Here is a 25,542-nt window from a genome sequence, read left to right as displayed (position 1 = left end):
GGCGTAGCTCGCGCAACACGCCGTGCCGGCGCAGGGCCCAGGCGAGGCGCCGGACGCTCGGGTGCCGCACGAACAGCACCGCCGCCCGGCGGATCAGACCGAACCGGTCCTCGCTCAGCTGGTTCTCGATCGCCTGCCAGATCAGCTCGCGCACCTTGGCGCTGGCCAGCACCGCCCGCACCTCACGCCGCACCACAGGATCCTCAACCGCCGACGCGATGGCGGCAGCCTGACCCGGCCGGTCCGCCAGCGGCTCCACCGCCGCCGCGACGAGCGGCCTGCGCACCTCGTCCTGCTCCAGCAGCAGCAACACCGCTTCGCGGATCTCGACAGTGTCCAGGGCTGAGCGCAGCAGGCTCAGCAGGCTGCGCTCCACCTCGTGGTCATGGTCCGGAACGGACAGCGTGGCCAGCAGCACCGCGACCTCGTCGAGATCGACGACGTGTCGCACCCCGGTGCGGAACTCCGGCAACTCCCACGCGACCTGCAGAGCCTTGACGAGATTGCGGTTCATGGGCCATCGCTACCCGCAAGCGCCAGCGGGCGAAACCCCGCCACCGGCCCGGGCCGGCGCACCGACCACGATCCGGTGCGGAGCGGCCGCCGAGATCCGGGCGGCCGCTCCGCACCGGGTCAACACCACGTCAGCGTCGAGTTCACCCGGGTGACGTTGCTGATCGTGTTGTTCGCCCCGCCGCAGGGGCTCTGGGTGATGTTGGTGCCGCTGACTGTCAGATTCTGGAACCGGATGCCAGAGGAGATCGGGAATTCGCTCCGGGCCGCGATCCGTACCTCGCCGCCGCCCGTCACCGTCCCGGAAACCCCGGCGATGACGACGTTGTAGCAGTTCTCCACCAGGATCGCGTTGTTCCCCGTGTTCGAGATCGTCACCCGGTCGATGACAGCGCCACCGGACTCGGACACGCAGAAGATCCCCCGGCCACCGCCGGACGCGAGCACGGTCCCGACCCGGATGTTGGTCGGGTACGAGTTGCCCACCCGGCCGTTGCGGTTGGCCATCCGGAACGCCGCATACCCGGTTCCGGCCCCGGCGCCCTGCGCGTCGACAGTGCCCACCGTGGCGTTGATCGTGTCATTGAGCAGCAGACCGGAATCCCGGGTGTTCCTCGCGGTGACAGTGCCGATCGTCAGACCGTCCACGCCGTACGTCTCCACACCGTGGGTGCCGGTCCCCGACACGTACACGGTGTCGATGCGGATGTTACGCACCTTGACCGCTCGATCTCCCCCGTGGTTGTCGATGCGTACGCCCAGACCGCCGGAGAGCCGCATGTCGATCTGCCCGAGGGTCAGGTTGTTCACGTTGCGCATGAAGATCCCGTACAACGGCGAACCGGTCAGCGTGAGGTTCTGCACCTCGACGTCGGTGGTTCCGCGCGAGTACACCGGTGCCTGGTCACCCGAGCCCGACCCGGTCACGTTGATCGTGCCGCACACGGCCAGGGTCGTGTACGACGGCAGCGACAACCGCGAGCCCGCACTCATCGAGCCGGAGCCGCGAACCACCACCCGCTGCTTCGACGTACGACCCGCCGAGAGCGAGTTGACCGCCGCCTGCATCGCCGACAGCATGTCCGAACCCGAGTAGACCGTCGACGAGCCGTTGCGGGCCGTCCAGGTGCTCCCACTCAGTACGGCCTCGGCGTTTGTCGACCCGCTGCCACAGCCGGTGGTCGGCGGCGTGCTGACACCTCCCACCGCGACCAGCTGCCACTGCTGGTTCGTCCCGTTGAGGTCGGCGTACTGGCTGATCCGCCCGCCGTCGGCGGTGGACCGCTCCCAGACCTCAAGTGCCTTCGCCGAGTGGCGGTTGATCAGCCGGATGTAGCCGCCGTCGGAGTCGAGAACCTGGAACTGCTGGTTGGTGCCGTTGGCATCGGACCACTGGCGGTACTCGGCGCCGTCGGCGGTGTTCCACTCCCAGAGGTCGACGACCTTGCCGCTGTGCCGGGCCTTGAGGCGGTAGTAGCCGCTGCCGGAGGAGACGAACTGGAACTGTTGCCACGCGCCGTCGTTACGGGACCACTGCTGGATCGCCGCGCCGTCCGCCGTCGAGGTGTCCCGGACGTCGAGGACCTTGCCGCTGTTCCGGTTGACCAGGACGTAGTAGGCGTTGGTGTCGATGCTCGCCGCCGCTGCCGGCGGTGCGCCGACCAGAACGGCGCCCGCGGCGCCGACCAGCGTGGTGATCATGGCGAGCACCAGGCCCGTACGCCGGCCGCGACGGAACGACCCACCGCCGGACGGTCTTCTCGTGCTGCTGAAGGGCATCGCTCCTCCTGGCTGGAATGGGCTCCGGGCGAACCGGAACGGGTGTCGACGACCGGGGGCACCTCGACCTGTGAGCGGTTACTCCAGGTGGAAGGTGGCCGAGGCGCGTTCGGCGCTCGAACTGACGGCCTCGATGTAGAGCAGTCCGTCGCGGTGGCGCACGTGGCGGCCCGGGAAGTTCTGCGACTCCAGGGAGATCCCGGCGCTGTCGGCGAGGCCGGCTTGACGGCGGAAGCTCGCGTCGCCGCCGAACAGCGCGGTGCCGTCGTTCTTCTCCACGTACAGGGCGTAGCCCCGGTGACGTAGGTAGTAACCGGGGAAGTTGGTCGACTCCAGCGACACCGAACCGTTGCCGGCGAGACCGCTGACGATGCGGAACTGGGAGTCGGCCAGGTTTGTCACGTTCGGCTCGACCCGCGCCCGGTAGTCGTAGTGCCGGATGTAGCTGCTGGCCTGGTCGTGTGACCGCAGGCGCACCGGCGTGGCCCCGTCGGGCACCGGGATGCCGAAGTTCGGGGTGCCGTCGGCGTTCCAGTACACCTTCTGTAGCCGGGTCCGTCGGTTCGGGTCGTTGAGCGGATCGCCGCTGATGTCGCGGTAGTTCCGGTCGTGGTAGACGAGGATGTCGCTCTGCCCGTCCTCGGAGACGGTGAACGAGTTGTGGCCGGGGCCGTACTGGCTGGTGGCCGCGTTGCTGGCGAACACCGGGCTGGGGCTCTTGCTCCAGGAGGCGGCGTCGAGCAGGTTCGCGCTGGCGGAGGCGCTCAGCATCCCGAGGCAGTAGTTGGCGTCCGTGGCGCTGGCCGAGTACGTCAGGAAGATCCGGCCGTTTCGTTGGATCACCGCCGGTCCCTCGGCAACCCGGTAGCCGCGGGTCTCCCAGTCGTACGTCGGAACGACGAGCCGGGTCACGGTGCCGGTGATCTGCCACGGGTTGGCACCCATCCGGGCGAGGTAGACGTTGGAGTTGTTTCCGATGGCCGGCTCCTGCTGGGCCCAGGTCAGATAGCGCACCCCGTTGGCGACGAAGGTCGAGGCGTCCAGGCTGAAGGTGTCCCAGGGTGTGGTGATCCGGCCGCGTTCGGTCCACGAACCGGTCAACGGATTGGCGTTGGCGTTCTCCAACACGTACATCCGGATCCGCCACACGTCGTCGGTCCGGCCCGCGGCGAAGTAGACGTACCACCGGTTGTTGATGAAGTGGATCTCTGGCGCCCAGATGTGGGCACCCATCTCTCCGCTGGTGTGGCGGCTCCAGATCGTCGTCTCCGCCGCCGTTGCCAACCCTTGCAGGGTGGTGGCCCGGCGCAGCACGATCCGGTCGTACTGTGGAACGGTCGCGGTCAGGTAGTAGTAGCCGTCGGTGTGCCGGAAGATGTGCGGGTCGGCCCGCTGGTTCACCAGCGGGTTGGTGTAGTTGACGGCGGGCGCGGCGTGCGCGGGCGCGGGCAGGCCGGCCGACACGGACAGCACCACCAGGACCGCGGCCAGCAGCGACCGCACCCGCCGAGGGACGCGGTGGCCGGCAGGCCCCCGGTGGACGGCCCGACGGCTTTTCGGGTCGGTTCGACGGGACGGCAGCGGCATGTGTCCTCCGCGAGCTTGGGATGGCCATTCACCAGCACCTGTAGCACCGCGGCGATGCCGTAGCCGATCCGGTCGACGCCGAGCGGTGACGTCGGGCAGGACCGGGGGAGAGGCACGAAGGGCTGGGAATGTGACGGTGGCGTTGCTACCAGGTGGCGGAGTTCATGTTGGCGTTAACATCGATGCCTGTCAAGCTGTTCCAGCCGCTCACCTGGCCGGAACAGCGGCCAAGTCGTGAACCCCGACCGGGCCTGGTTCCGCGAGCAGCTCCGCGCATCCTGACCCTTCATTTCACCGGTAGACCGGCGCGATACACCGCGAGTGGGCGGCGCAGCACCGTGATGTCGCTCGTGGGATCACCGTCCACGATCAGCAGGTCGGCCTCGAATCCGGTGCGGATCCGGCCCTTGCGCCGCCCCAGACCACACACCTCCGCGCCGACCGAGGTCGCCGCGGTGAGGGCAGCGGTGGCGGGAACTCCGCAGGCCACGTACTCGACAAGCGTCTCGGGCAGGATCCCGTGCGGCTTGGCGGGGCCGAGGCCCGCGTCCGAACCGGCCACCAGGCGGACCCCGGCCCGGTGCAGAGTGGCAACGCCGTCGCGCAGCGCGGCTTCGCTGAGCCCGGCCCGCGCCGCCATGTCCACCACCTCCGGTGGCGTGACCACGGCCGGGTCGGTGCCGAGCGTGGCACAGACCGCCACCCCGGACGCGGCCAGTCGGTCCGCGAGCTCCCCGGGAACACGGGCGCCGGCAGGGGTTACGCAGGTGCAGTGCTCGATGCCGTCCACGCCGACGCGCAGCGCCTGCTCGACCGCGCTGAGCGCGTGCGCGTGCGCGGTCACCGGCAGGCCCAGGTCATGGGCCTGCGTCAACGCCGCGGTCAGCTCCTCGTCGGTGAACTGGGGCCTCGTGGTGTCGGTGCCTGGGGTGAACACCCCGCCGCTGGCCATGACCTTCACCAGATCGGCACCGGACGCCGCCCGCAGACGTACGGCCTCGCGGACCTCGTCGACACCGCTCGCCTCACCGCCCAACGACCAGCAGTGCCCGCCGACGCTGGTGAGCGGTGCGCCGGACCCCACCACCGTTGGCAGGTCGTCCCGCACCCGCCGATCCCGCCAACGGAGCACCGCGCCGCGCCGGTCGCCCAGGTCCCGAACAGTCGTGACGCCGGCCGTCAGGTGCGTCCGCAGTGACGCCTCGACGACTTCGTCGAGGTCCGACTCGGGACGCTCCACGAGCCGGCCGAGCGCGTCGGGCCCAGCGTCGGCGCAGAGGTGTACGTGGGCGTCCACCAAGCCGGGTAGCAGGGTGCCGTTCGGCTCCTCACGCACCGGCCAGCCTTCCGGCGCCTCGGCGTCACCCAGGTGCACCTCGGCGATGCGCCCCTCGTCGAGCAGGACCAGCACCCCGCCGTCCACGAGCCGCTCGCCGTCGAACATCCGGGCCACCCGGACCGCATGTTTCGTCATCGTCATCCCAGCCCACTCCGCTCGACGCAGTTACCACCGGTCATGGCCTGACCATCGCACCGCCGAGCGCGCGCAGCCTCCCTCGCCGGAGCGATGTCTCGTCCCCCAGCCGAGTTAGCGGCCCGCGGCATGGTGTTCCGCGCCGGGAATCCGCCCTTTGCTCTGCACCCGCCCACGCACCAGGCACGGTCCGTAACTGGCGCATGGGCGGGTGCAGAGCAAAGGTGGGGTGTCTCTGGTGTGGCTGGTGGAGGTCGGGCCACCGCCACCTGCGCGCCCCGGACGTTTCGGCAGCAGTTGGCCCGTGACCTGAAGGTTGCCCTGCCGCACCTGGACGAACTCCGTGCGCTGGCCGACGGCCTCTGGCCGCCCGATGAAGGGCTGGCCAGCGCCGATATCGGTGGGTATGCCGACGACGAGGTGATGAGCGAGCCTCTGTCGATCAAGCGGCGGGCTACCCTGACCTGCGATGACTCGAAGCCCCCGTGATCAGAGGAGTCGATGCTGACATGACGTCAGGGCGACCGATGCCGACCCAGGACGAAGTGCTCGGGTACTTCGACACGCTGTCGAACTGGGGGCGATGGGGTGACGACGACGAACTCGGCACGCTCAACCACATCACCGACGACGTCCGGCTCGCCGCGGCGCGGGCTGTGCGGCACGGCAGGAGCGTGTCCTGCGCCTGGGAGGTCACCGCACCGGGAGACATGGAACGGTCGACGACGACGTGCCCGTGCACCGCCGACATGCCGGGTGCGGAGAACATGCCGCCCGCCTTCCACGCTGACCGGCGCTGGGGCTTCTCGTCCGAGCGGCTCGACATCTCGTTCCACGGCAACACCCTCACCCACCTCGACTCGCCGTGTCACATCTACTGGGACGGCACCATGTACAACGGACGGTCGCACTCGTTCGTCGACCCCGCGACGGGCTCAGCGTGGGCGGCCGTCACGGCGGCCGCGAACGGAATCGTCACGCGTGGTGTCCTGCTCGACGTTGCGACTACCCGTGGTGTGCCGTGGTTGGAGCCGGGCCAGGGGGTGTTCCCCGACGACCTCGAAGAGGCCGAGCGCCGCCAGGGCGTACGGGTACGACCCGGCGACGCGGTACTCCTGCGGACCGGCTACGGGCGCTCTCGGCACGAGAATGGTGCGGCCAGCGGCTTCACCCAGGCCGGCTGGCACGCGTCCTGCCTGCCGTGGCTGCACGAACGGGGGGTGGCGCTGATCGGCGCCGACACCCCACAGGACGTTCAACCGTCGGGGTACGACGACGTGTTGATGCCGGTCCACGCCGTGAGCCTCGTCGCGATGGGTCTGTGGATGCTCGACAACTGCGACCTGGAGGCCTGCGCGACGACGGCTGCCGAGCTTGGCCAGTGGGACTTCCAGCTGGCGGTCGCACCGGTTCGCTTCGCCGGCACGTCCGGCAGCCCGGTCAACCCGATCGCCACGTTCTGACCGTTGCGGCACACCCGACGCGACGAGGGCTCGCCACGACACCGCGCAAGAACAGGACTGGACGTTCCGCTCCCGCAGGCGCGGAAACGGGAGGCGCTCCCTCCACCGGGGGACAGGCTGCCCGGGGTACGGGCGTGGCGGCGCGGGACGCCATCGACTGTCGCCTCAAGGAATGCTCAAATTCGATCGACGTGATCCATTGAAGCCGCCCACCCGCATACGCTCACCCGACCGGTCCGCCGGCAATCACCCGTCGTAGGCAGAAGGAGAGGGAATGCGGCGATCACAACGGCGCATCGCGCTACTCGCGCTGTCCACCCTGGTGGGTAGCATTCTCGTGACGACCGGCCCTGCGGGCGCGGATCCCACGGGGCTCGCAGCCGCCGCCAGCCGATCCCAGCCTGAGGATCGTGCAGCGGTACGCCTCGTGCACATCAGGCTGACCGGTGCCGACATGCTGGACACGGTGTCCGCGGCCGGCATCGACCTCGAACACGGCCTCCGCCGCGTGCCTGACGGCATCGAGGGCGAAGTGGTGGTGACCGCCGAGCAGGTCACCGAACTCACGGCGATGGGCGTCGAGGTGCTCGGCGACGACGCGGGTTTCGCGTGGAGCGACGAGGCCGACGGTGGCCTTGGCATCGACGCGGCGAGCGCGCGGGCCGCCCAACCGGCGAACCACGACGCGACGGTACGCGTCGTCCGCGCCGACTGGTTCACCACGAAGGGTCAGGGCTTCCTCTACGTCGAGGCGCGCACCACCGAGGGGCAGCAGGAGGACCCGATCGTCGGGATGCAGCTGGAGAACGACTCGGGGAAGGGCACGCCGTTCGCCTTCGCCCGGACGATGAGCCGGTTCGTCGACTCGGGGCAGTACATGTTCCACCGGAACCTGTTCAAGCTCGACGTACGCCCCAACAAGATCAAGCTGACGAGTTCCACCGGTGGTGTCGCGACCGGCGTCGTCTCCAACTGGCTGGAGGGCGCCCCGCCGCCGCTGACGGCGAACCCGTCCTACAAGTCGGACTTCGTGGACGGCTACCGGCACCCGCAGCAGCTCTACAGCCGGGCCAAGGAGATCGCCCGGCAGTACCCGGACATCGCCGAGATCGTCTACCTGCCGAACCAGACGAACGGGTACCAACGCAAGGCGCAGGCCCAGATCGGCGGTACGGGGCAGTCGGCGGTCGTCGTCTCCTCGGCCGCGTGGGGTCACCAGGGCGGCAACGACATCACAGTGGACTTCGTGGACCGGCCGGACCCGGATCTCCCGCTGGCGGTGGAGGTCACCGGCACGGCGGTCCGTGTCCTGCTCGCCACTGACGCCTCGGGTGCACCGGCGAGCACGGCAGTGGAGGTGGCCGAGGCGCTGCGGACCCGCTCTGCGGGGCTCATCGACCGGGCTCACCCGTACCGCGCCAACGAGGGCACCGGCATCGTCGCTCCGACGGCCGGCCCGGTCGCGCTGACCGACTTCCTCGACCAGAAGCGCGTCGGAGCACCGGAGGGCGAGGTGCCGCGCGGGCCGGCGACGATCCCGGTCCTGCGGATCGGCAAGCACCGTGACGGTAAGAAGCCTGGTGTCCTCATCCAGGCGCAGGACCATGCCCGCGAGTGGGTGCCGGCGACGACCAGCCTGGAGTCGGCCGAACGTCTGGTGCACAACTACCGCTCCGACCGGGAGACGAAGAAGATCGTTGAGAACACCGACGTCTTCTTCATCCTGTCCAACAACCCCGACGGGGCGAACTACAGCTTCTACAACTTCGCGTCTCAGCGTAAGAACATGACGAACCACTGCCCGGACGCGAGCGCCGATCCGGGGCAGCGGAACTCCTGGGGCGTCGACCTGAACCGGAACTACCGGGTCGGGTCGGGCCACGACGGCTACGCGGGAGGGTCGACCAACTGCGTCAGTGGCACCTACCAGGGGCCGGAGGAGCTGTCCGAGCCCGAGTCGAAGAACATCATCTGGCTGGTCGAGAAGTACAAGAACATCAAGTTCATGATGTCGGTGCACTCCAACGGCGGCCAGCTCTTCTGGCAGCCCGGCGCCTACATCGCGGACGGCCGGATCACCACGCCGCGCCCGCCGCTGGGTGACGAGGCGTTCTACTGGCAGTCCGCCGCCCGGATCCTGTCCCAGGTCAAGGCCCACCGGGAAACCGTCGTCACGCCGGAGAACGTCGGCGGCTCGTCCGACGTCCTGTACTCCTCGGCGGGCAACGTACGCGAGGACCTGTACCACACCTACGGGATCTACGCGTTCGGCTGGGAGGTCGGGGGCTCCGTCTACAACCCGGCCACCGGCGACTGGCAGGGCGGTTCGTTCCAGCCGGAGTGGGACGGGAACCCCGAGCTGGTCAGTGGCCACGCCGAGACCATGGAGTACGCCAACGGGATCATGGAGATGTTCCGGGTCGCGGCGGACTGGGGCAGGGACAACAAGAACCCCACGTCCCAGCTGGTCCCCGGCGCGGGGCGTTACTCCGGGCCTGTCGACGTGCGCTTCGAGACCAGCGAGCCGGCCACCATCTACTACACAACCGACGGCAGCCGGCCCACGCTCGAGTCGCCCCGCTACGCCGCGACCGAGTTCCGTGAGCCGGGGCAGGTGTTCCACGTGACCGAGACGACGACGTTCCGCTGGTTCTCGGTCGACAGCGCTGGCAACATCGAGAAGAACTACGACCCGACGAAGAACGACAAACGCAACAACTACCGCACCGCGACGATCACAATCGCCAAGAGGTAGCGCCCCGCGACAATCGTTGCCCCGTCGGTGCGGACCACCCGCGCCGGCGGGGCAACTTCTGCATGAACACGTCACGCCGCTCAGCGGCCGTACACCTCCAGCTCCCACAGCGAATAGCCGTACGCGGGCAGAGCCCGCTGGGTGCCCTGGACACGTAGGTAGCGACCGGTCGCCGAGACGGCGATGTCGTCCACACCGCCGTCGCCAGTGGTCGTGGTGTGCACCGGTGACCAGGTGACGTTGTCCGGGGAGACCTGGATCTGGTACGCGCGTGCATACGCCGCCTCCCAGGTCAGCCGGACCCGGTCGAGGGTGCGGGACGCGCCCAGGTCCACCGAGATCCACTGCGGGTCGGCGTACGCGCTGCCCCAGCGGGTGGCCGTGTTGCCGTCCACGGCGTTGCCCGCCACGTGTGTGCTTTCGGGCTCCACGCTGGACGTAGTGACCGGCTTGCCCCGGGAGAGCAGGGTGCTGCCGGCCGCGGTGCCGTAGACGTTCAGGTCCCACAGCGAGTAGCCCCACTGGGTGGCGCGTTGGGTGCCGTACACCCGCAGGTAGCGGCCGGTGCCGGTGACGGTGAGGTCGTCGACGCCGCCGTCGCCGGTGGTCGTCGTGTACACCGGCGACCAGGTGGCGTTGTCCGGCGACACCTGGACCTGGTACGCCCGCGCGTGGGCCGTCTCCCAGGCCAGCCGAACCCGGTTGATCGCGTACGAGGCTCCCAGGTCGACGGTGATCCACTGCGGGTCGGCGTACGCGCTGCCCCAGCGGGTGGTCGTGTTGCCGTCCACGGCGTTGGCGGCCGCGTGCGCGCTGCCCGGCTCGACGCTGGACGCCGTCACCGGCCGGCCCTGGGCCAGGTCGGTGGCGGGCGGCTCACTGGGGCCGTCGGTCCTGATCCGCACGTTGCGATAGTTGATGTCCATTCCGGCGCCGTCGTTCTGCAACCCGATGTAGCCGTTGGCGATGGCCCGGCTGCTGACGTAATCGTTGATCTTGACGCCGTTGAGCCAGATCTCGACCCGCTGGCCGTGCACGCCGATCTCGTAGGTGTTCCAGGAGCCGGGTGGGTTGAGCGCCGCCGCGCGGGCGGCCTGGTTGGGTGCCTGGAAGCTGTAGACGCTGCCGGTGGTGCGCGTCGGGTCGCCGTCGGTGGCGTCGATCTGGATCTCGTGACCGGCGGCGACCGGGCCCCACGGGTCGCCCTGCGGATCGGGAAACCCGATGAAGACCCCACCGTTGTCGTCGCCCGGCATCATCCAGTCGACCTTGAGCGAGTAGTTGGCGAAGGTACGCACCGGGTACCAGAGCAACCCCATGCCACCGTTCGACGTGAGGGTGCCGTCGGCCAGGGTGAAACCGCCTGGCCCCGCCTGCCGCCACTGCCCGAGGCTGGCCTGGGTGCCGTCGAACAGCGGGGTGTAGCCGGGCTCCGGCCGGCAGTCGGCCGCCACCGCGCCCGCCGCCACCTGGATGCCGCCCAGCAGCATGCGGGTGAAGTTCGGGTCGGTGTAGCTCTGGTCGGTGTGGCCGAGGCCGGTGTACCAGGAGCGTCCGCCGCCGTAACTGTGGCACCAGGTGATCGGGTGATCACCACCCATCGACCCACCGGTGTACGACGACTCGTCGAGGTTGGCCAGCACCCTGACCGCCGAGCGGGGGTTGGCCCGGTAGTTGTACCACTCGTCGGTGCGGGTCCATCCCGACGGCAGGTGCGCGGTCGAGATGTTGGCCCGGTCCTCGACCCGCACTGTCGCCTGCTGGGTGGCCGGGTGCGAGGCGAAGTACCCGCCGACCAGCCCGCCGTACCACTGCCAGTCGTACTCGGTGTCCGCGGCGGCGTGCACTCCGACGAACCCGCCGCCGGCGCCCACGTACGCCTCGAAGGCGTCCTGCTGGCCGGCGTTGAGCACGTCCCCGGTGGTGCTGAGGAAGACCACCGCCTGGTACTGGGCGAGGTTGGCAGTGGTGAAGGTCGCCGCGTCCTCGGTGGCGGTGACTGTGAAGCCGTTCGCGGCTCCGAGCTGCTGAATGGCGGCGATGCCGTTGGGGATGGAGGAGTGCCGGAAGCCGGCGGTTTTGGAGAAGACCAGGACCTTGCCCAACGGTGCGGCCTCGGCAGGGGCCGAGGTCACCGTCGCCGTACCGGCGGCGAGGGTGAGTCCGGTGACGACGGCGGCGGCGAGCGGAGTCAACTTCATCGACACGATCTCCTCTGGATCGTCGTGCGGATGCAGGTCTCGCACCCCGGGAAGTGCCCCGGTGTGCCCGCGTCCGCCGAAACGAGGGCGATGTCGAGACAACGCGGAGCGGCGTCACCGTGCCGGGTTGGCGGCATCCGGATGAACATCGATCCACATCGTTGATGTGCAGTTAACAACGGGCGCCAGTGAGGGTCAATCCCTTGGGATGGCCCGGGTTTCCTCAGGAGCGGTGAGCGGCCACGTTGATGACGTTGCCGTCCGGAGCGCGGACGAAGAACCTGCGCACGCCCCACGGCTCGGTGGTCAGCGGGTGAACGATCTCGTAGCCGAGCCGCTGTGTCTCCGCATAGGCGGCGTCCACGTCATCCACCTGCACGCTGATGACCGAGTCCTCGGGTGCGGTCGCGTCGCCGGAGACGAGCTGCACGGCGGTGGTCCCGACGCCATTGTCGGTGTCAGGCGAGGTGTAGCGGGCCACCCAGCCGAGGTTGAACTCCTCGGTGCCGAGACCGAGGAAGTCGGTGTAGAAACCCTTCGCGGCGTCGATGTCAGCCACCGGAAGGTTGGGGAGAATACGGATCACGCGCACGCGGACCTCCAGCTCAGACGTTTCGGCCTGCCCGATTATCCGCCTGACATGACCCTGACCGCGCACTTCGGGCTCGGGCGGCGACGGGTGGTCCTGGACTCCTAGTCTGTTGACCATGATGACGCGCAGGCCGGTGCTGGTGGTCGCCCTCGTCACGGTTGCCACGATGGTGCCGGTGGTCGGCGGGTGCGTCGCGGCCGGAATCCTGGCCGTTCGAGATGATCCTGCCGACCTGCGTTCGTGCCAGAAGTCGTTGCAGGTCGCCGAGGCGAAAGTTCGGACCGACCGCTGGGATCCGCCAGAGGAGATGCCGGACCTCGGCGATTACCTCGAGATCCACTGGCAGGTGCATGCCAGCGGCAATCCGTGTTCCCGAGCGCCCGGCCCGACGGACTGGGCGTACCAGGGTGTGATCAAGCTGCGGCCGGAAGACACCAGAGTGTTGGCAGAGCGGTACGAATTTCGGCCCTGGTCCTCCGTCAACCTGGATGAACTGTCCCACTCCAGCAAGCCCACGGACGCGTGGTCAGCCCTCGTGCCCTTCCTGCCGACCGCGCCGAGATGGCTGCACAGCACGTTGTACAACGAGAGGGATTCGTCGACACGATGGCGCGTCGGATTCCTCGACGTCGAGCATCAGACGCTCTTCTTCATGCTGAACGACCACTAAGGCCTGTTTCATAAGAACTGCCTTACGTCAGCTCAGCGCGGCCGCCTTGCGCAGCAGCACCGAGCGTTCGCGCTGATTGGCGCAGCGCCGGGCGGCCAGCTCCAGCTCGGCGCGCGCCTCCGGAAGCCGTCCGAGGCGGGTCAGCAGCTCGCCGCGCACGGTCGGGACGAGGTGTGACCCGGACAGCCGGTTCGCGGCGATCAGCGCGTCCACGATGACCAGGGCTGGCGCCGGACCCGAGGCCATGGCGACGGCGACGGCCCGGTTGAGTTCGACCACCGGCGAGGGCGCGACCCTGCCGAGTGTCTCGTAGAGCCCGACGATCCGGGCCCAGTCGGTCTCCTCGACCGAGGGCGCCGACGCGTGCGTGGCCGCGATCGCGGCCTGTAGACCGTAGGGGCCGAGGCCGCGCTGCGCTGCCCTGGCCAGCGCGGCCAGCCCACGGCGGACAGCCGGGAAGTCCCACAGCCGGCGGTCCTGGTCCGCAAGAAGGATCGGGGTGCCGTCCGGGTCGGTCCGGGCCGGGAAACGCGCGGCCGTCAGCTCGCACAGGGCGAGCAGGCCGTGCACCTCCGGCTCGTCCGGCTGGAGCGCGGCAAGTGTGCGGGCCAGCCGGATCGCCTCGTACGCCACGTCGGGGCGCAGAAGGTGGTCGCCCGACGTGGCAGTCGACCCCTCCGTGAAGATCACGTAGAGGACGTTGAGCACACCGCCCAGCCGCTCGCGGCGCTCACCGACCGGCGGCAGCTCGAACGGCACCCCGGCCGCAGTGATCGCCTTCTTGCCCCGGGTGATGCGGGCCTGCACGGTCGGCACCGGCACCAGGAACGCACGGGCGACCTCCTCGGTGGACAGTCCGCCGACCACCCGCAGGGTCAGCGCCACCTGCGACTCGCGGGAGAGCACCGGGTGGCAGCTCACGAACATCAGCGCCAGCACATCGTCGTCGATCCGGTCGGTGTCGATGTCGATGTCCTGATCGAGCGCGGAATCGGCCGCCAACAGGGCGTACCGCTCGTGGAGGGCGACCCGACGGCGGATCGCGTCGATCGCCCGCCGCCGGGCCGTGGCCATCAGCCACCCGGCCGGATTGGCCGGAGAGGCGCGCGGCCAGGACACCAGCGCCTCGGCCACCGCCTCCTGGGCCGCGTCCTCTGCCAGCCCGAAGTCACCGGTGAACCGGGTCAGCGCGGCCACGATCCGCGCCGACTCGATCCGCCAGACGGCCTCGACGTCGGCCGTACCCATCAGACCTGGCCGTTGCTCTCGCCGCCCTGCGGGACCTCGTCGGCCTCGGCCACCCGCCGGACCTCGATCTTGGACCCGCGGACCGCCGGGACCCGCGTGGCCCACGCGACCGCCTCCTGTTTCGTGGCGACATCGAGCAGGAAGTAGCCTCCGAACAATTCCCTGGTCTCGCCGTACGGACCGTCGGTGACCACCGGTGCCGCGCCACCGAAGTCGACAACGACGCCCTGGCGCGGATCGTCCAGCCCTTCGGCCGCGACGAGAACCTCGGCCTTCATCATGTCCTCGATGAACTGGCGGGTGGCGGCCATCATCTCGTCGAGGTTGGCCATCATGGCCGCGTTCGTCTCATCGGTGCCCCGCATGATCAACATGTACTTCGACATCGCGTTCTCCTCATCCGGCGGGCCGCCTCTCGACCCCAGCATCCCCACGTCGAACGGGCGGCCCGCGGATCGACACGAGCCCGGAGCATTCTTCTCTGTCCCTTGCTCGGCGATCTTGCTCTTGCTGTCCCGGCATAAGGGGCATTCCGCCTGTGTCGACAACCGAAACTGCATGATCGCCGCGGTTGGGTAGCGCCGCCGACGCTTGATTCGATCGGCATTCGTCAATAGATTGAGGGTGGGCGCCGCCGGGGTCCGGGGACCGGGGCCGTCGGCGGCTGACAGGTCCACCCCGAGCCGGGCATGTCGGTCGTACGCGCGACCGGTCGCTGTGGCGCACCGCCGCGCCGCATCCAGGGCACGTTGCCACGCCGCGTCCGTCCAGGACGCGCCGCCGTGCCGCCTTCGCTCAGCTCGATGGCAGAAGGACCCTTCATGACGATTCTCCGTGCCCGCCCCGCCGCGACCCTGGTGGTCGCCGCGGCGCTGGCCGCCGCCGTGACCACCACCGGAGCGGCCCTACTCACCGGCCCGGCCGCCGCCGCCCAGGGCTGCCGGGTCGACTACACACCCAACCAGTGGCCCGGCGGATTCACCGCCACCGTCAAGGTCTCCCCGGGGGACGCCGCCGTCTCCGGTTGGAGCGTCACCTGGACGTACGCCGGGGACGAGCGGGTCACCAGCGGCTGGAACGCCACGGTCAGCCAGTCCGGATCGACGGTGACCGCCCGCAACGCGTCGTACAACGGCAGCATCCCGGCCGGGGGCTCCACCGAGTTCGGGTTGCAGGGCACGTACGGCACCAGTGGTGGCGCCCCGACCGGGTTCAGCCTGAACGGCGTGCCGTGCAACGGCGCCACGCCGCCGACCACCCCACCGCCGACGACGCCTCCACCCACCACCCCGCCGCCCACCACGCCTCCGCCGACCACGCCGCCGCCCACCACCGAGCCGCCGACCGGGTGTGCCGGCGCGGTGCTCTGCGACGGCTTCGAGGGCCAGACCGGTTCGACGCCATCCGGTGACTGGACCGTGGTGAGCCCGGACTGTTCCGGCGCGGGTACCGCCACCATCGACACGGCGACCGCACGCAGCGGCAGCCGGTCGGTCCGGATCAACGGCGCCGCCGGGTACTGCAACCACGTCTTCATCAGATCCACGAAGAACCTCGGCAGCGTGGGCAACGTCCGGTACGGCCGGATCTGGGTGCGGCACACCACCGCCCAACCCACCGAACACACCACGATGATGGCGATGGCCGACGCGGCTGACGGCAACAAGGATCTGCGGTTGGGTGGCCAGAACGGCGCCCTCCAATGGAACCGCGCCTCGGACGACGCGACCCTGCCCGAGCAGAGCCCGGCCGGGGTGGCGCAGAGCCTGCCACTGCCCACCAATCGGTGGACCTGCGTGGAGTTCATGGTGGATGGCGCGGCCGGTCAGCTGCGTACCTGGGTGGACGGGACCGCCATTCCCGGGCTGACGGCGGACGGCTCACCGACGCACGACATCGACGGCCAGTGGTACAACCGCACCTGGCGGCCGCAGCTCACCGACCTGAAGCTGGGCTGGGAGAGCTACGGCGGCGGAGCCGACACCCTCTGGTACGACGACGTCGCGATGGGATCGAGCCGGATCGGCTGCTGACCCTTCGGGGTAGCGGGCGGGGCCGTCGCCGGTGCCCGTCCAGATCAGTGAATGTGTCAAGGGTGTGATCCGGAGGCCGGGTCACACCCTTGACCGTCATTGATCTCCATCGCGTCACGGCGGGCCCCACAGCTGCTCACCTCGCGCGGCAGGATGTCTCAAGACTGTCTGATCGGGGACCGAGGAGAGGGCGACAATGGCCAGCACGTTGACCGACATCCTGGACGCGGCGGCGCACGGGCGCTTCCCGCCACCGGACGGCGGAACCACAGTGGTGCCACAGCCAAGCCGCCGTGACGCCGGGGTCATCGCCTTCACCGGACACTCGGTCGTGTTCACCGACGAGGACCCCCAGTGGGTACGCCGTACGTTGGCGTCCATCGACTGCGATCCACTGGCGGCCACGATGAATCCGCGTTTCCTGGGTGCGCTGCTCGACCACACTCGGCGCTCCATGGACACGATCGACCTGCTGACCGTGGCGAGCAGCCTTGACGGGCCACCTCCACTGCCGCTGACCGAGCTGGCCGACGCGGGTCATCCTCGCGAGGTCAGGGCACGTCGGCGTCGTGACGACATCCGTGTCTGGGCCGCCGAGGGTGGGGTGGTCGTGCTCGGCCGCGGGGTGGCCGGCCGGTGGGAGGCGGCGATAGAGGTCGACGACGAGTGTCGCCACCGGGGTCTGGGACGGGCGTTGGCGACGGCCGCCCGACACCTCGTGCCCGACGGTCAGCCGGTCTGGGCCCAGCAGGCCGCCGGCAACGCGCGCAGCGTGCGCGCGTTCCAGGCAGCGGGTTTTCGACCTGTTGGCGCCGAGGCGCTGCTGCTCGCGACGTAGACACCGCAGCGGACGCACCACTGTGGGCCGAAACGTGATCAGCGGGAGGTTTTCCGAGATCACGCCGGGGGGTATCCCGGCGGTTGAAGGCAGCCGCCCGCTACCCCTGATTGAGGAGAGCACCATGTCGGTCCAGGCATTTCTCTACGTTGTCGCCGTCATCCTGATCGTGCTCGCTGCTCTGCCGCTGCCCACGAGGGGTGTCTCGCTCGCGCTTCTGGGCGCCGCCTGCGCCCTGCTGGCCTACGCCTGGCCGGTGATCACCGACTGACCTTGGCGTGAGTCGTCGTTGGTGCGGCCGGTGGCCAGCAGCCAGAGCGTGATCGCGCTGCCGGCCACCGACTGCGATTCTGTTGCCGTCACTGGGCCGCCGTTCGCCGTCGCTGGCGGTACGCGGCGGCCTTGGCGCGATCCCCACAGCCGCGCATGCCGCACCAGCGCCGCCGTGCGGCTCGCGACCGGTCGACGAACGCTCGGGTGCAGTGCTCGTCGGCGCACCAGCGGAGGGCCAGCCGGTCGTCGCTGGCGTGCAACTCAAGGCAGTCGCGGGCGAGGACTGTCAGGACGGCGTTCAGGCCGCCGTTGCGGTGCACCCCGTCGACATCGAGGCGCAGCGTGGGCAGTGGTCCCGCTGCCGCCTCATTGACCAGATCGCGATCCGCCGTGGCCGCGTCCGTGCCCTCGATCAAGGCTTGGACCAGCCGGAACATCGCCTCTCGGACCGCCTTGACGTGCCGCAGGCCGGCGTCGTTTACATCAGGCGCTTGCTCGACGATGCCGGCCTGGACGGCCCAGTCCGCGAAATCTGTCGGCGTGGTCAGCTGCTCGACGTCAGCGTGGCCGCGCTCGGCGAGGGTGGGAAGGAAGTCCAGTACCGGCCGATCGGCGATGAACTCAAACTCCACGTCACCATATTGACCGGTGACGCGACGTGGTGCAAGAGTGAGGCGATGTCATCACCGGTCGAACAGGTGACGGAGCTGGATCCCGGTAGTCGCCGCGACGCCGCTCGGCTGAGCCGCTACCTGGTCATGGCACTGCTGGCCCGTACCGCTGACGAAGGCGCCCGGGTCGCACTGGTGATCTTCGCGTTGACCGGACGGGCAGCGCAGCCGTCGGAGGGATGTTGGTCGCGACCCTGCTCCTTCCACACGTCGTGGCAGCGCCCCTGGTCGGCGGGCTGGTCGACCGGTCGCGACGACCGGCAGCCGTGCTCGCCGCCGCGATCGCCGTCTTCGCCAGCGCCCTCGCGGCAACGGTCGCCCTGCTCGGTCACGCGCCGCTGTGGCAGACCTACCTCGTCCTCGCGATAGCGGGGTGTTGCGGACCGGCGGTGACCGGCGGGCTCACCAGCCAACTGGCTGCCCTGGCCGGTTCCGCGCACGAGGCTCGTGCCTTCGCGCTTGACTCGTTGTCCTACACCGTCGCCGGCATGGTCGGGCCCGCGACGGTGGGGCCGGCGGTGGCGTACGCCAGCCCGAGCGCCGCCATCATGGCGCTCGCGGTCGCCGGCGGGCTCGGCGCGCTCGGCGTCGCATCCCTGCGCCTGCCAGCCCTCTCCGCCGGGAAGCAGACCCGAGCGGTCGACCTGTTCCAGGGTGCCCGCGAGATCGTGCGGAACCGGGCCCTGCGAACGATCACACTTGCCACCAGCGTCGGCCAACTGGGCCTCGGCGGTCTGGCTGTCGTCGCCACCACCCTCGCTGCGGCTGCGCACCAACCCAGCCGAGCTGGGCTGCTCCTCAGCGTGACCGCCGGTGGCGCGTTCGTGGGATCACTGCTCTGGGCGTGGCGTCCGATGCCGGCGTCCCGCGCGCCTCTCGTGACGGTCTGGGCCATGGTCGCGGTCGGCGTACCCCTCGCGTTGGCCGCCACTGTGCACTCCCTGTCGCTGGCCGCCGCACTGTTCGCGCTGTCCGGGCTCTTCACCGGACCGTTCGCCGCAGCGCTGTTCCTGGCCCGGAGTCAACTGGCCGCCGAGACGACCCGTACGCAGGTCTTCACCATCGGCGCCGGGCTGAAGGTGGCCGCCTCGGCGATCGGCATCGGTCTCCTGGGCCTCGCCACCGACCTGCCGGCTGGTGCTCAACTGCTGGTGGTGGCCGCCTTCCCAATTCTCGCGGGCGTCGCCGGCGGCGTACTGCTGCGGCGCCCACGAGCGGTTGCGGGCGAACACATCGATGCTTGCTGAGTTTCTTTCACAAGCGTAGGAAGGACACCACCCGTCGATCCGCCGTCCAGCGTCGAAGGAGATGCGTGTGACCACCTCCAGAGGGCTCCGTCTCGCCGTGTCCGTGCTGGTGACGGCGGGTGCCGTCCTGCTCGGCACGGCGGCCCCCGCCGCACCGCCAACGGCTCCCGCACCGGTCGGGCACCCGTCCTGTGACCCGATCGACCCGGCGGCCTGCCTGCTGCCGTTCCCGAACGACTACTTCACCGTGGCGGACCGGAGCAGCCCCACCGGCAAGCGGGTGCGGTTCGCCGCCGCCGCGATGCCCGCCAACGTGCAGGGAACCCCGATCGACCCGACGGAGTGGAATCGGCAGGACGGGTTCAGCCCAGGCTCACCGATCCTGGTGCGCGTACCCGGTCTCGACGCCGCGGCCAGCGGGATCGCGCCGGTCACCGACATCGGCCGCTCGCTGGCGCCGAACGCGCCGATCGTGCTGCTCAACACCCGGACCGGTGAGCGCACGCCGTACTGGGCCGAGTTGGACGCGCACGCCACCGGCCAGCCCGACCGGCAACTGCTGATCATCCGGCCGGCGGTGGCGCTGACCGAGGGCACCCGCTACGTCGTCGGGTTGCGCGGCCTGCGGGACGGCAACGGTGCGTCGATCCCGGCGCCGAAGACGTTCACGGCGTACCTGTCCGGTGCTGGCCTCAAGCAGCGGGACGCGCGGGGGTCGCAACTGAGGCGGATCGTCGCCGAGCTGAGTCGGGCCGGCGTCAAGCGGCACAGCCTCTACCTGGCCTGGGACTTCACGGTGGCCAGTCGGCACGGGCTGACCGGGAGGATGTTGGCGGTCCGGGACGACGCGTTCGCCGACCTCGGCCGGGCCGCGCCGCCGCTCACCGTCACCCAGGTGACCGACTATTCGCCGGAGCAGGATCCGCTGATCGCCCGGCAGGTGACCGGCACCGTCGGCGTACCGTCCTATCTGACCGGCGATGGCGGGCCCGGCTCCCGTCTGCACTACGGGCCCGCCGGCGGCGCCGGAACGCCGCCCACGCCGAACGCCCTGCCCACGCCGTCCGGCGCGACGGTGGCGGCCGACTTCGTCTGCAACATCCCGCGCAGCGCCTCGGCTGCGCGGCCGGCTCACCTCTCGCTCTACGGCCACGGACTGCTCGGCCGACCGACCGAGATCAACGCCGGCAACGTCAGGACGATGTCGAACACCCACAACTTCACCTTCTGCGCGACCAGTTGGATCGGCATGGCCGCCGCAGACGTTCCCTTCGTGGCCAACGCCTTCACCGACCTCAGCGCCTTCCCCGCGGTGGCGGACCGGTTGCAGCAGAGCTTCCTGAACTTCCTCTTCCTGGGTCGCGCGATGATCCACCCGGCGGGGTTCGCCGCCCACCCGGCGTTTCGGGACGCCACCGCCCGGCCACTGATCGATCGCGTCGGCGGGCTGCACTACGACGGCAACAGCCAGGGCGGCATCAACGGAGGTGCCCTCACCGCCATCGCCCAGGACTGGACCCGGTCGGTGCTCGGCGTACCGGCGATGAACTACTCCACGCTGCTGCAACGCAGCGTGGACTTCGCACCGTTCCAGACCGTGCTGGACGGCTACTACCCGGACAAGGTCGACCAACAGCTGGTCCTCGCGCTGCTGCAGATGTTGTGGGACCGGTCCGAGGCCAACGGGTACGCCCAGCACATGACCGACCGGCCGCTGCCACGGACACCGGCGCACCAGGTGCTGATGCACGTGGCCTTCGCCGACCAGCAGGTCTCGCCCGCCGCGGCGGAGGTGCAGGCGCGCACCATCGGCGCGCGCCTGCACACACCCGCGCTCGCCGACGGCTGGTCACTGGACGCGCGACCGTACTGGGGCATCGCGCCGATCCGCCGCTACCCGTACACCGGCTCGGCGATCGTGATCTGGAACAGCGGCGCGGCGCACGCGCCGCCCCCAACCAACCTCGCCCCGGCGGGGCCGGAGTACGGCGACGATCCGCACGAGTTCCCCCGCGCCCAGGCCGGAGCCCAGAAACAGAAGGCAGTCTTCCTGCTCACCGGCAAGGTCGTCGACGTCTGCGCGCGGACACCCTGCCCGTGAGGCCCGGCCCGCCGGGACCACCACCCCGGTGTCGTCGATGCACCACATTGATGGCGGCCTTGTCCCGATCGGTACCCTCTGGCACGCTCTGACAACGCCGGACGGTGTCGTCTGACATGGGGGAGTGATGAAGGACCAGCGTGCTGCCACCCAGTCGCTTCAGGACAGACGAGCCGCCGAGAGCTTCGCCGAGCAGCTTCGGACATTGCGGACCAGCGTGGGTGACCCGTCGTTCCGGAAGATGGCCGGGCGCTCGGGCCGGATCTCGCACACCACGCTGCACGAGGCCGCCGCCGGCACCAGGTTCCCCTCCTGGGAAACGGTCCGGGAGTTCGTCCGCGCCTGCGAGGCGGACGAGGCCCAGTGGCGGCGTCGCTGGGAGGACGCGCAGCGTCCCGCGTCCGTTTCCGGCTCAGAGGACGGCGATACCGCCCCGGAGACGACCGGGCCCGTCGCGTCTGTCGTTCCCGTGCCGTCGCCGGAGCGGCAGAACCCGCTGCGGGGCACCGACTATCCGCCGACCGACCAGGACGTCGCGAGGGGACCTCGGCACCGGCTGCCGTGGCTCGCCGCCGCCGCTGTGGTCCTGGTGGTGGCGATGGTCGCCGTGCTGGGAGTCGTCGTCCGCGGCCGGTCGTCCCGGGACGCCCCCGACGCCGTTTCGGCGTCGTCCACACCGACCGTGTCGCCGTCGGCGTTCTCGGACTCGCTGATCCCCGGCGACTCGAGCAAGTTCATCGCCGACGTCACCATTCCCGACGGCACCCGGGTGCGGGTGAACTCCCAGTTCGTCAAGGTGTGGGCGCTCAAGAATGTGGGGAAGGTGGCCTGGCACAACCGTTTCCTGGCGCGGACCAACCCGACCGCCGACGCCGACGGTTGCCAGGTGCCGGATCGGGTGGCGATCGGTGACACACCACCTGATGAGCAGGTGATGATCAGTGTTGAGGTCACCGCGCCCAGCCGCCCCGGAAAGTGTTGGGTGAGCTGGAAGATGGTCGACGAGAACGGGCAGGAGTACTTCCCCACCCGCCGGCCGGTCTACTTCATGGTCACCGTCACCGCCTGAACGCGCTCCCGGCCGGTGCCGGAGTGCCATCGCTCGATGTCAGCCCCGGACGCCACCGAATCTGACAACACCACATCCATCGAGGTCGGTGAGGGCCTGACGGATCTGACAGCACAGCAGGGGTACCGAACAGCAGGCCGATTCTCGCAAGGTGATGTCCGTTCCGAACGACTCACCAATTGCGAGGAGGATCGACAGTGCGCCGTCCCTGGTTGTCCGTCGGGCTCGCCGCGCTCTGCGTGGCCGTCGGCGTCCCGGCCCACGCCGGAGCCGCGACATCCGGCGCCACAGCGCAGCAGCCCGTCACCACGGCCGCGCGGCCAGTCGTGGACATGGAGGCCACCGTCCTGGCGGCCCAGATCGACCCCCGCCGCGCAGACAACACACTGACCCCGGGCGCGAAGAACTCGGTGCTCGCCGTCGAGCAGGCGCTCCAGGCGCGGGGCCTGCTGAACGCACAGTGGGTCGACGGCTACTTCGGGACCGTCACCGTCTCGGCGTACGCGGCGTACCAACGCTCACTCGGCTACACCGGGGTGGCCGCCAACGGGCTACCCGGCACGACGTCGCTGACGAAGCTCGGGCTGAACCGTTACACAGTCGGCAACACGATCGGCCCGGGCGGGAAGGTCTCGCGTGACGGGTACGTCGTCAACGCCCGCACCCAGGCCATGCTGTCCGAGGCGCAGCGTCTCCTCGGCTATTCCCTGGTGCTCGATCAGGGCTCCTACAACCCCGGGGGCGACCCCACCTCGGCCGGTACGCACGACGGCGGGGGTGTGGTGGACATCGCGGTCACCGGCATGACCGCTGCCAGGCGCACCGCCGTCGCCAGGGCGCTGCGTCAGGTCGGCTTCGCCGCCTGGGTCCGTAGCCCGAGTCAGGGCGACTGGCCGTGGCACATCCACGCCACGGCGATCAACGACACGGACCTGTCCAGCCAGGCGCAGCACCAGGTCGGCGACTACTACCTGGGCATGAACGGCCTGGCCAACCAGGGACCGGACGACGGCCCCCGGGTCCCGATCAAGACCTGGGAGCAGTACCAGCGCGGGCAGTGACCCGCACCCTCTCACCGTTTGGGAAAGGACACCATGAACATCCGTAAGAGCCTCGCCGCCGTCGGCGTCGCGCTGGCCGCGACCACCTCGATCCTCAGCGTCGCGTCGCCCGCGTCGGCGGCGGCCCGAGACGGGGTCTGCGACAGTGGCGAGTTCTGCTACTACTACAACAGCGACAACGCGGGATCGATCTCTGACTTCACCGGATCGCTCGACGACTACGGCACCGAGCAGCCCTCGTGCTACGACTTCAAGGGCGCTGGCGCTGGCAAGGGCCTGTGCATCAAGAACGAGGCCGCCTCGGTCTGGAACCGCAGCACCAAGACCGTGCGCGTCTACTACAACAGCGGCTACGCCGGTTCTTACCAGGACTTCGCGGCCGGCGCGAAGGGCAACCTCAACGCCACGCTGAAGAACAACAACGCCTCGCACCAGTTCTCGCCGTCGGCGCGCACGAACCTGTCGTACGGCCTCTACCAGGCCAGCGGCGGCACTGTCACGTGCGGCTTCGACGGTTACACCACCACGCCCGGGCGGCACGAGGGCATCGACATCGCCCGCAGCGTCGGCTCGGACGTGCGGGCCCTGGTCTCCGGATCGGTCATCTACGTCGCGCGGGGCAGCACCGGCAGCGGCGGCCTGTCCACGATCTCCGTCTACAACTCCTCGCTCAACAAGACGGTGATCTACCTGCACACCGCGCCGAGGTCCGGGGTGAGCGTGGGCGACGCCATCAGCAAGGGCGAGATCATCGCCGATGAGTCGTGGCACGGGGTGTCGTCCAGCTCGGGCGCGCACACCCACGTCGAGGTCCGGGCCGGCCGGCAGACCCACGCGGCCGTGAGCGTCGGCGACCCCACCCTGGACAACGCCGACCCGACCGCGTTCTGGAACGCCCAGGGCTACAACGAGAGGTAGGACGCCGTGCATATTCGCAAGGGCCTCGCCGTCATCGGCGCAGTCCTCGCCATGTCCACCTCCATCCTGAGTGTGGCCTCGCCGGCAGCGGCGGCCGCACGGGACGGAACCTGCGACAGCGGTGAGTTCTGCTACTACTACAACAGCAACCAGGCCGGTTCGGTCTCCGACTTCACGGACTCACTGGACGACTACGGCACCACCCAGCCGACCTGCTACGACTTCAAGGGCTCGGGCAGCGGCAAGGGCCTGTGCGTGAAGAACAACGCCGCGTCGGTGTGGAACCGCACCGGCAAGACCGTGCGCGTCTGGTTCAACAGCAACTTCGCCGGTGCGAGCCAGGACTTCACGTCCGGCACGAAGGGCAACCTCAACGCCACGCTGAAGAACAACAACGCCTCGCACGAGTTGCTGAGCGGGCCGACGGGCTGTAGCACCGACGGCACCAACAGCAAGCTGCCGAGCACCATCCTCGTCTACCGGGTCAGTCTCGGCCGGGTCGACCGGGTCGACTTCAAGACGTACGTCAAGAACGTCCTCCCGAACGAGTGGGTGACGAGTTGGCCGTCCGCCTCGCTGGACGCCGGTGCGATGGCCGTCAAGAGCTATGGCTGGTACTGGGCGCTGCACTCGACCCGGAAGACGTCCGGCGGGCAGTGCTACGACGTCCGGGACGACACCGGTGACCAGGTCTACCGGCCGTCGACGGCAGTCTCGTCGACGTCCGCCGCGGTGGACCGGACGTGGTCGGTGCGAATGACCCGGAGCGGCAACATCCTGCGGGCGCACTACTGCGCGACCACCACCGCGTGTGGTGGCTGGGTGGACGGGGACTGGATGTCGCAGTACGGCTCGCGTGACCAAGCGAACGCGGGCAAGAACTATCAGGCGATTCTTCGCTACTACTACAGCGACATCGCGCTCTCCTGAGGTCAGGCACCAACCGCGCCGCCCGCCGCTCTCGCCCTGCCGACCGGGCTGATGCGGACGTTCCCCCATCCGGGCACCAACTTCGTGGTCTTCGTGCTCTTCTGGCCGGTGCTGCTCAC

General features: G+C 69.7%; 21 protein-coding genes and 1 pseudogene. 13 read left to right on the top strand and 9 right to left on the bottom strand.

All coding sequences use genetic code 11. The features are described from left to right. From AB0B48_RS17425 to AB0B48_RS17410, 4 genes are all read right to left on the bottom strand, one after another. The coding region (locus AB0B48_RS17425; RefSeq protein ID WP_357202306.1) for a hypothetical protein at positions 1-514 on the bottom strand (514 nt) is incomplete at its 3' end. A 119-nt stretch (positions 515-633) separates the two neighbouring features. Continuing rightward, complete coding sequence (locus tag AB0B48_RS17420; protein WP_357202309.1) at positions 634-2,214, bottom strand: RICIN domain-containing protein; 1,581 nt, start codon at positions 2,212-2,214, stop codon at positions 634-636. A gap of 156 nt (positions 2,215-2,370) precedes the next feature. Beyond that, positions 2,371-3,795 (bottom strand): family 43 glycosylhydrolase, encoded by a 1,425-nt coding sequence (locus tag AB0B48_RS17415; protein WP_357202303.1) that lies wholly within the window; start codon positions 3,793-3,795, stop codon positions 2,371-2,373. Between the two features lie 370 nt (positions 3,796-4,165). After that, the gene (locus AB0B48_RS17410; RefSeq protein ID WP_357202300.1) at positions 4,166-5,353 is read right to left on the bottom strand and encodes an amidohydrolase family protein; all 1,188 of its coding nucleotides are present in this window, start codon (positions 5,351-5,353) and stop codon (positions 4,166-4,168) included. A 240-nt stretch (positions 5,354-5,593) separates the two neighbouring features. Here AB0B48_RS17410 and AB0B48_RS17405 point away from each other — a divergent pair, with 240 nt between their 5' ends. From AB0B48_RS17405 to AB0B48_RS17395, 3 genes are all read left to right on the top strand, one after another. Then, the gene (locus tag AB0B48_RS17405) at positions 5,594-5,842 is read left to right on the top strand and encodes a hypothetical protein (RefSeq protein WP_357202296.1); all 249 of its coding nucleotides are present in this window, start codon (positions 5,594-5,596) and stop codon (positions 5,840-5,842) included. 20 nt (positions 5,843-5,862) lie between these two features. Then, on the top strand, positions 5,863-6,816 hold the full coding sequence (locus AB0B48_RS17400) for a cyclase family protein (RefSeq protein WP_357202293.1): 954 nt from the start codon (positions 5,863-5,865) through the stop codon (positions 6,814-6,816). Positions 6,817-7,243: 427 nt separating this feature from the next. Continuing rightward, entirely contained in the window at positions 7,244-9,571 is a 2,328-nt protein-coding gene (locus AB0B48_RS17395; protein ID WP_357202290.1) for a M14 family zinc carboxypeptidase, read from the top strand. Positions 9,572-9,651: 80 nt separating this feature from the next. On the opposite strand, the gene AB0B48_RS17390 is transcribed toward AB0B48_RS17395, so the two are convergent. Both AB0B48_RS17390 and AB0B48_RS17385 read right to left on the bottom strand, forming a co-directional pair. After that, positions 9,652-11,772, bottom strand: a complete 2,121-nt coding sequence (locus AB0B48_RS17390; protein ID WP_357202287.1) for a ThuA domain-containing protein — start codon at positions 11,770-11,772, stop codon at positions 9,652-9,654. Between the two features lie 223 nt (positions 11,773-11,995). After that, entirely contained in the window at positions 11,996-12,364 is a 369-nt protein-coding gene (locus tag AB0B48_RS17385) for a VOC family protein (RefSeq protein ID WP_357202284.1), read from the bottom strand. Between the two features lie 115 nt (positions 12,365-12,479). On the opposite strand from AB0B48_RS17385, the gene AB0B48_RS17380 reads away from it, so the two are divergent. Then, positions 12,480-13,034, top strand: a complete 555-nt coding sequence (locus AB0B48_RS17380; RefSeq protein ID WP_357202281.1) for a hypothetical protein — start codon at positions 12,480-12,482, stop codon at positions 13,032-13,034. Between the two features lie 27 nt (positions 13,035-13,061). On the opposite strand, the gene AB0B48_RS17375 is transcribed toward AB0B48_RS17380, so the two are convergent. After that, positions 13,062-14,282, bottom strand: coding sequence for a DUF6596 domain-containing protein (locus AB0B48_RS17375; RefSeq protein ID WP_357202279.1), 1,221 nt, complete (start codon positions 14,280-14,282; stop codon positions 13,062-13,064). Beyond that, positions 14,282-14,668, bottom strand: a complete 387-nt coding sequence (locus AB0B48_RS17370) for a YciI family protein (RefSeq protein WP_357202276.1) — start codon at positions 14,666-14,668, stop codon at positions 14,282-14,284. Before AB0B48_RS17370 ends, AB0B48_RS17375 begins: the two co-directional genes overlap by 1 nt. Positions 14,669-15,103: 435 nt before the next feature. On the opposite strand from AB0B48_RS17370, the gene AB0B48_RS17365 reads away from it, so the two are divergent. From AB0B48_RS17365 to AB0B48_RS17355, 3 genes are all read left to right on the top strand, one after another. Continuing rightward, complete coding sequence (locus AB0B48_RS17365; protein ID WP_357202273.1) at positions 15,104-16,315, top strand: cellulose-binding domain-containing protein; 1,212 nt, start codon at positions 15,104-15,106, stop codon at positions 16,313-16,315. A gap of 196 nt (positions 16,316-16,511) precedes the next feature. Beyond that, complete coding sequence (locus tag AB0B48_RS17360; protein WP_357202271.1) at positions 16,512-17,153, top strand: GNAT family N-acetyltransferase; 642 nt, start codon at positions 16,512-16,514, stop codon at positions 17,151-17,153. A gap of 124 nt (positions 17,154-17,277) precedes the next feature. After that, complete coding sequence (locus AB0B48_RS17355) at positions 17,278-17,424, top strand: hypothetical protein (protein ID WP_167337290.1); 147 nt, start codon at positions 17,278-17,280, stop codon at positions 17,422-17,424. Positions 17,425-17,512: 88 nt separating this feature from the next. Here the strand turns inward: AB0B48_RS17355 and AB0B48_RS17350 are convergent, their stop codons facing one another. Next, a complete protein-coding gene (locus AB0B48_RS17350; RefSeq protein WP_357202268.1) occupies positions 17,513-18,058 on the bottom strand; it encodes an ABATE domain-containing protein in 546 nt (181 codons plus the stop codon). A gap of 209 nt (positions 18,059-18,267) precedes the next feature. Between AB0B48_RS17350 and AB0B48_RS17345 the strand changes: the two are divergent. The 6 genes and pseudogenes from AB0B48_RS17345 to AB0B48_RS17320 all read left to right on the top strand — a co-directional run. Continuing rightward, positions 18,268-19,344 (top strand): annotated as a pseudogene (locus tag AB0B48_RS17345) (MFS transporter); the annotation flags it as partial. 67 nt (positions 19,345-19,411) lie between these two features. Beyond that, positions 19,412-21,445: a hypothetical protein gene (locus AB0B48_RS17340; protein ID WP_357202265.1), complete on the top strand. Its 2,034-nt coding sequence runs from the start codon at positions 19,412-19,414 to the stop codon at positions 21,443-21,445. Between the two features lie 127 nt (positions 21,446-21,572). Continuing rightward, complete coding sequence (locus tag AB0B48_RS17335; protein WP_357202262.1) at positions 21,573-22,514, top strand: NBR1-Ig-like domain-containing protein; 942 nt, start codon at positions 21,573-21,575, stop codon at positions 22,512-22,514. A gap of 197 nt (positions 22,515-22,711) precedes the next feature. Further along, the gene (locus AB0B48_RS17330; protein WP_357202259.1) at positions 22,712-23,575 is read left to right on the top strand and encodes a peptidoglycan-binding domain-containing protein; all 864 of its coding nucleotides are present in this window, start codon (positions 22,712-22,714) and stop codon (positions 23,573-23,575) included. Positions 23,576-23,608: 33 nt separating this feature from the next. Next, the gene (locus tag AB0B48_RS17325; protein WP_357202257.1) at positions 23,609-24,493 is read left to right on the top strand and encodes a peptidase inhibitor family I36 protein; all 885 of its coding nucleotides are present in this window, start codon (positions 23,609-23,611) and stop codon (positions 24,491-24,493) included. Between the two features lie 6 nt (positions 24,494-24,499). Further along, positions 24,500-25,423 carry a SpoIID/LytB domain-containing protein gene (locus AB0B48_RS17320; RefSeq protein ID WP_357202254.1) on the top strand — a complete coding sequence of 308 codons (924 nt, stop codon included), beginning with the start codon at positions 24,500-24,502 and terminating at the stop codon, positions 25,421-25,423. Positions 25,424-25,542: the final 119 nt, after the last annotated feature.

It is taken from the genome of Micromonospora sp. NPDC049089 (assembly GCF_040648775.1).
Classification (GTDB): Bacteria; Actinomycetota; Actinomycetes; order Mycobacteriales; family Micromonosporaceae; genus Micromonospora.
Note: the sequence above shows the minus strand (reverse complement) of the source record. Positions and strands in the feature narration are given on the sequence as shown.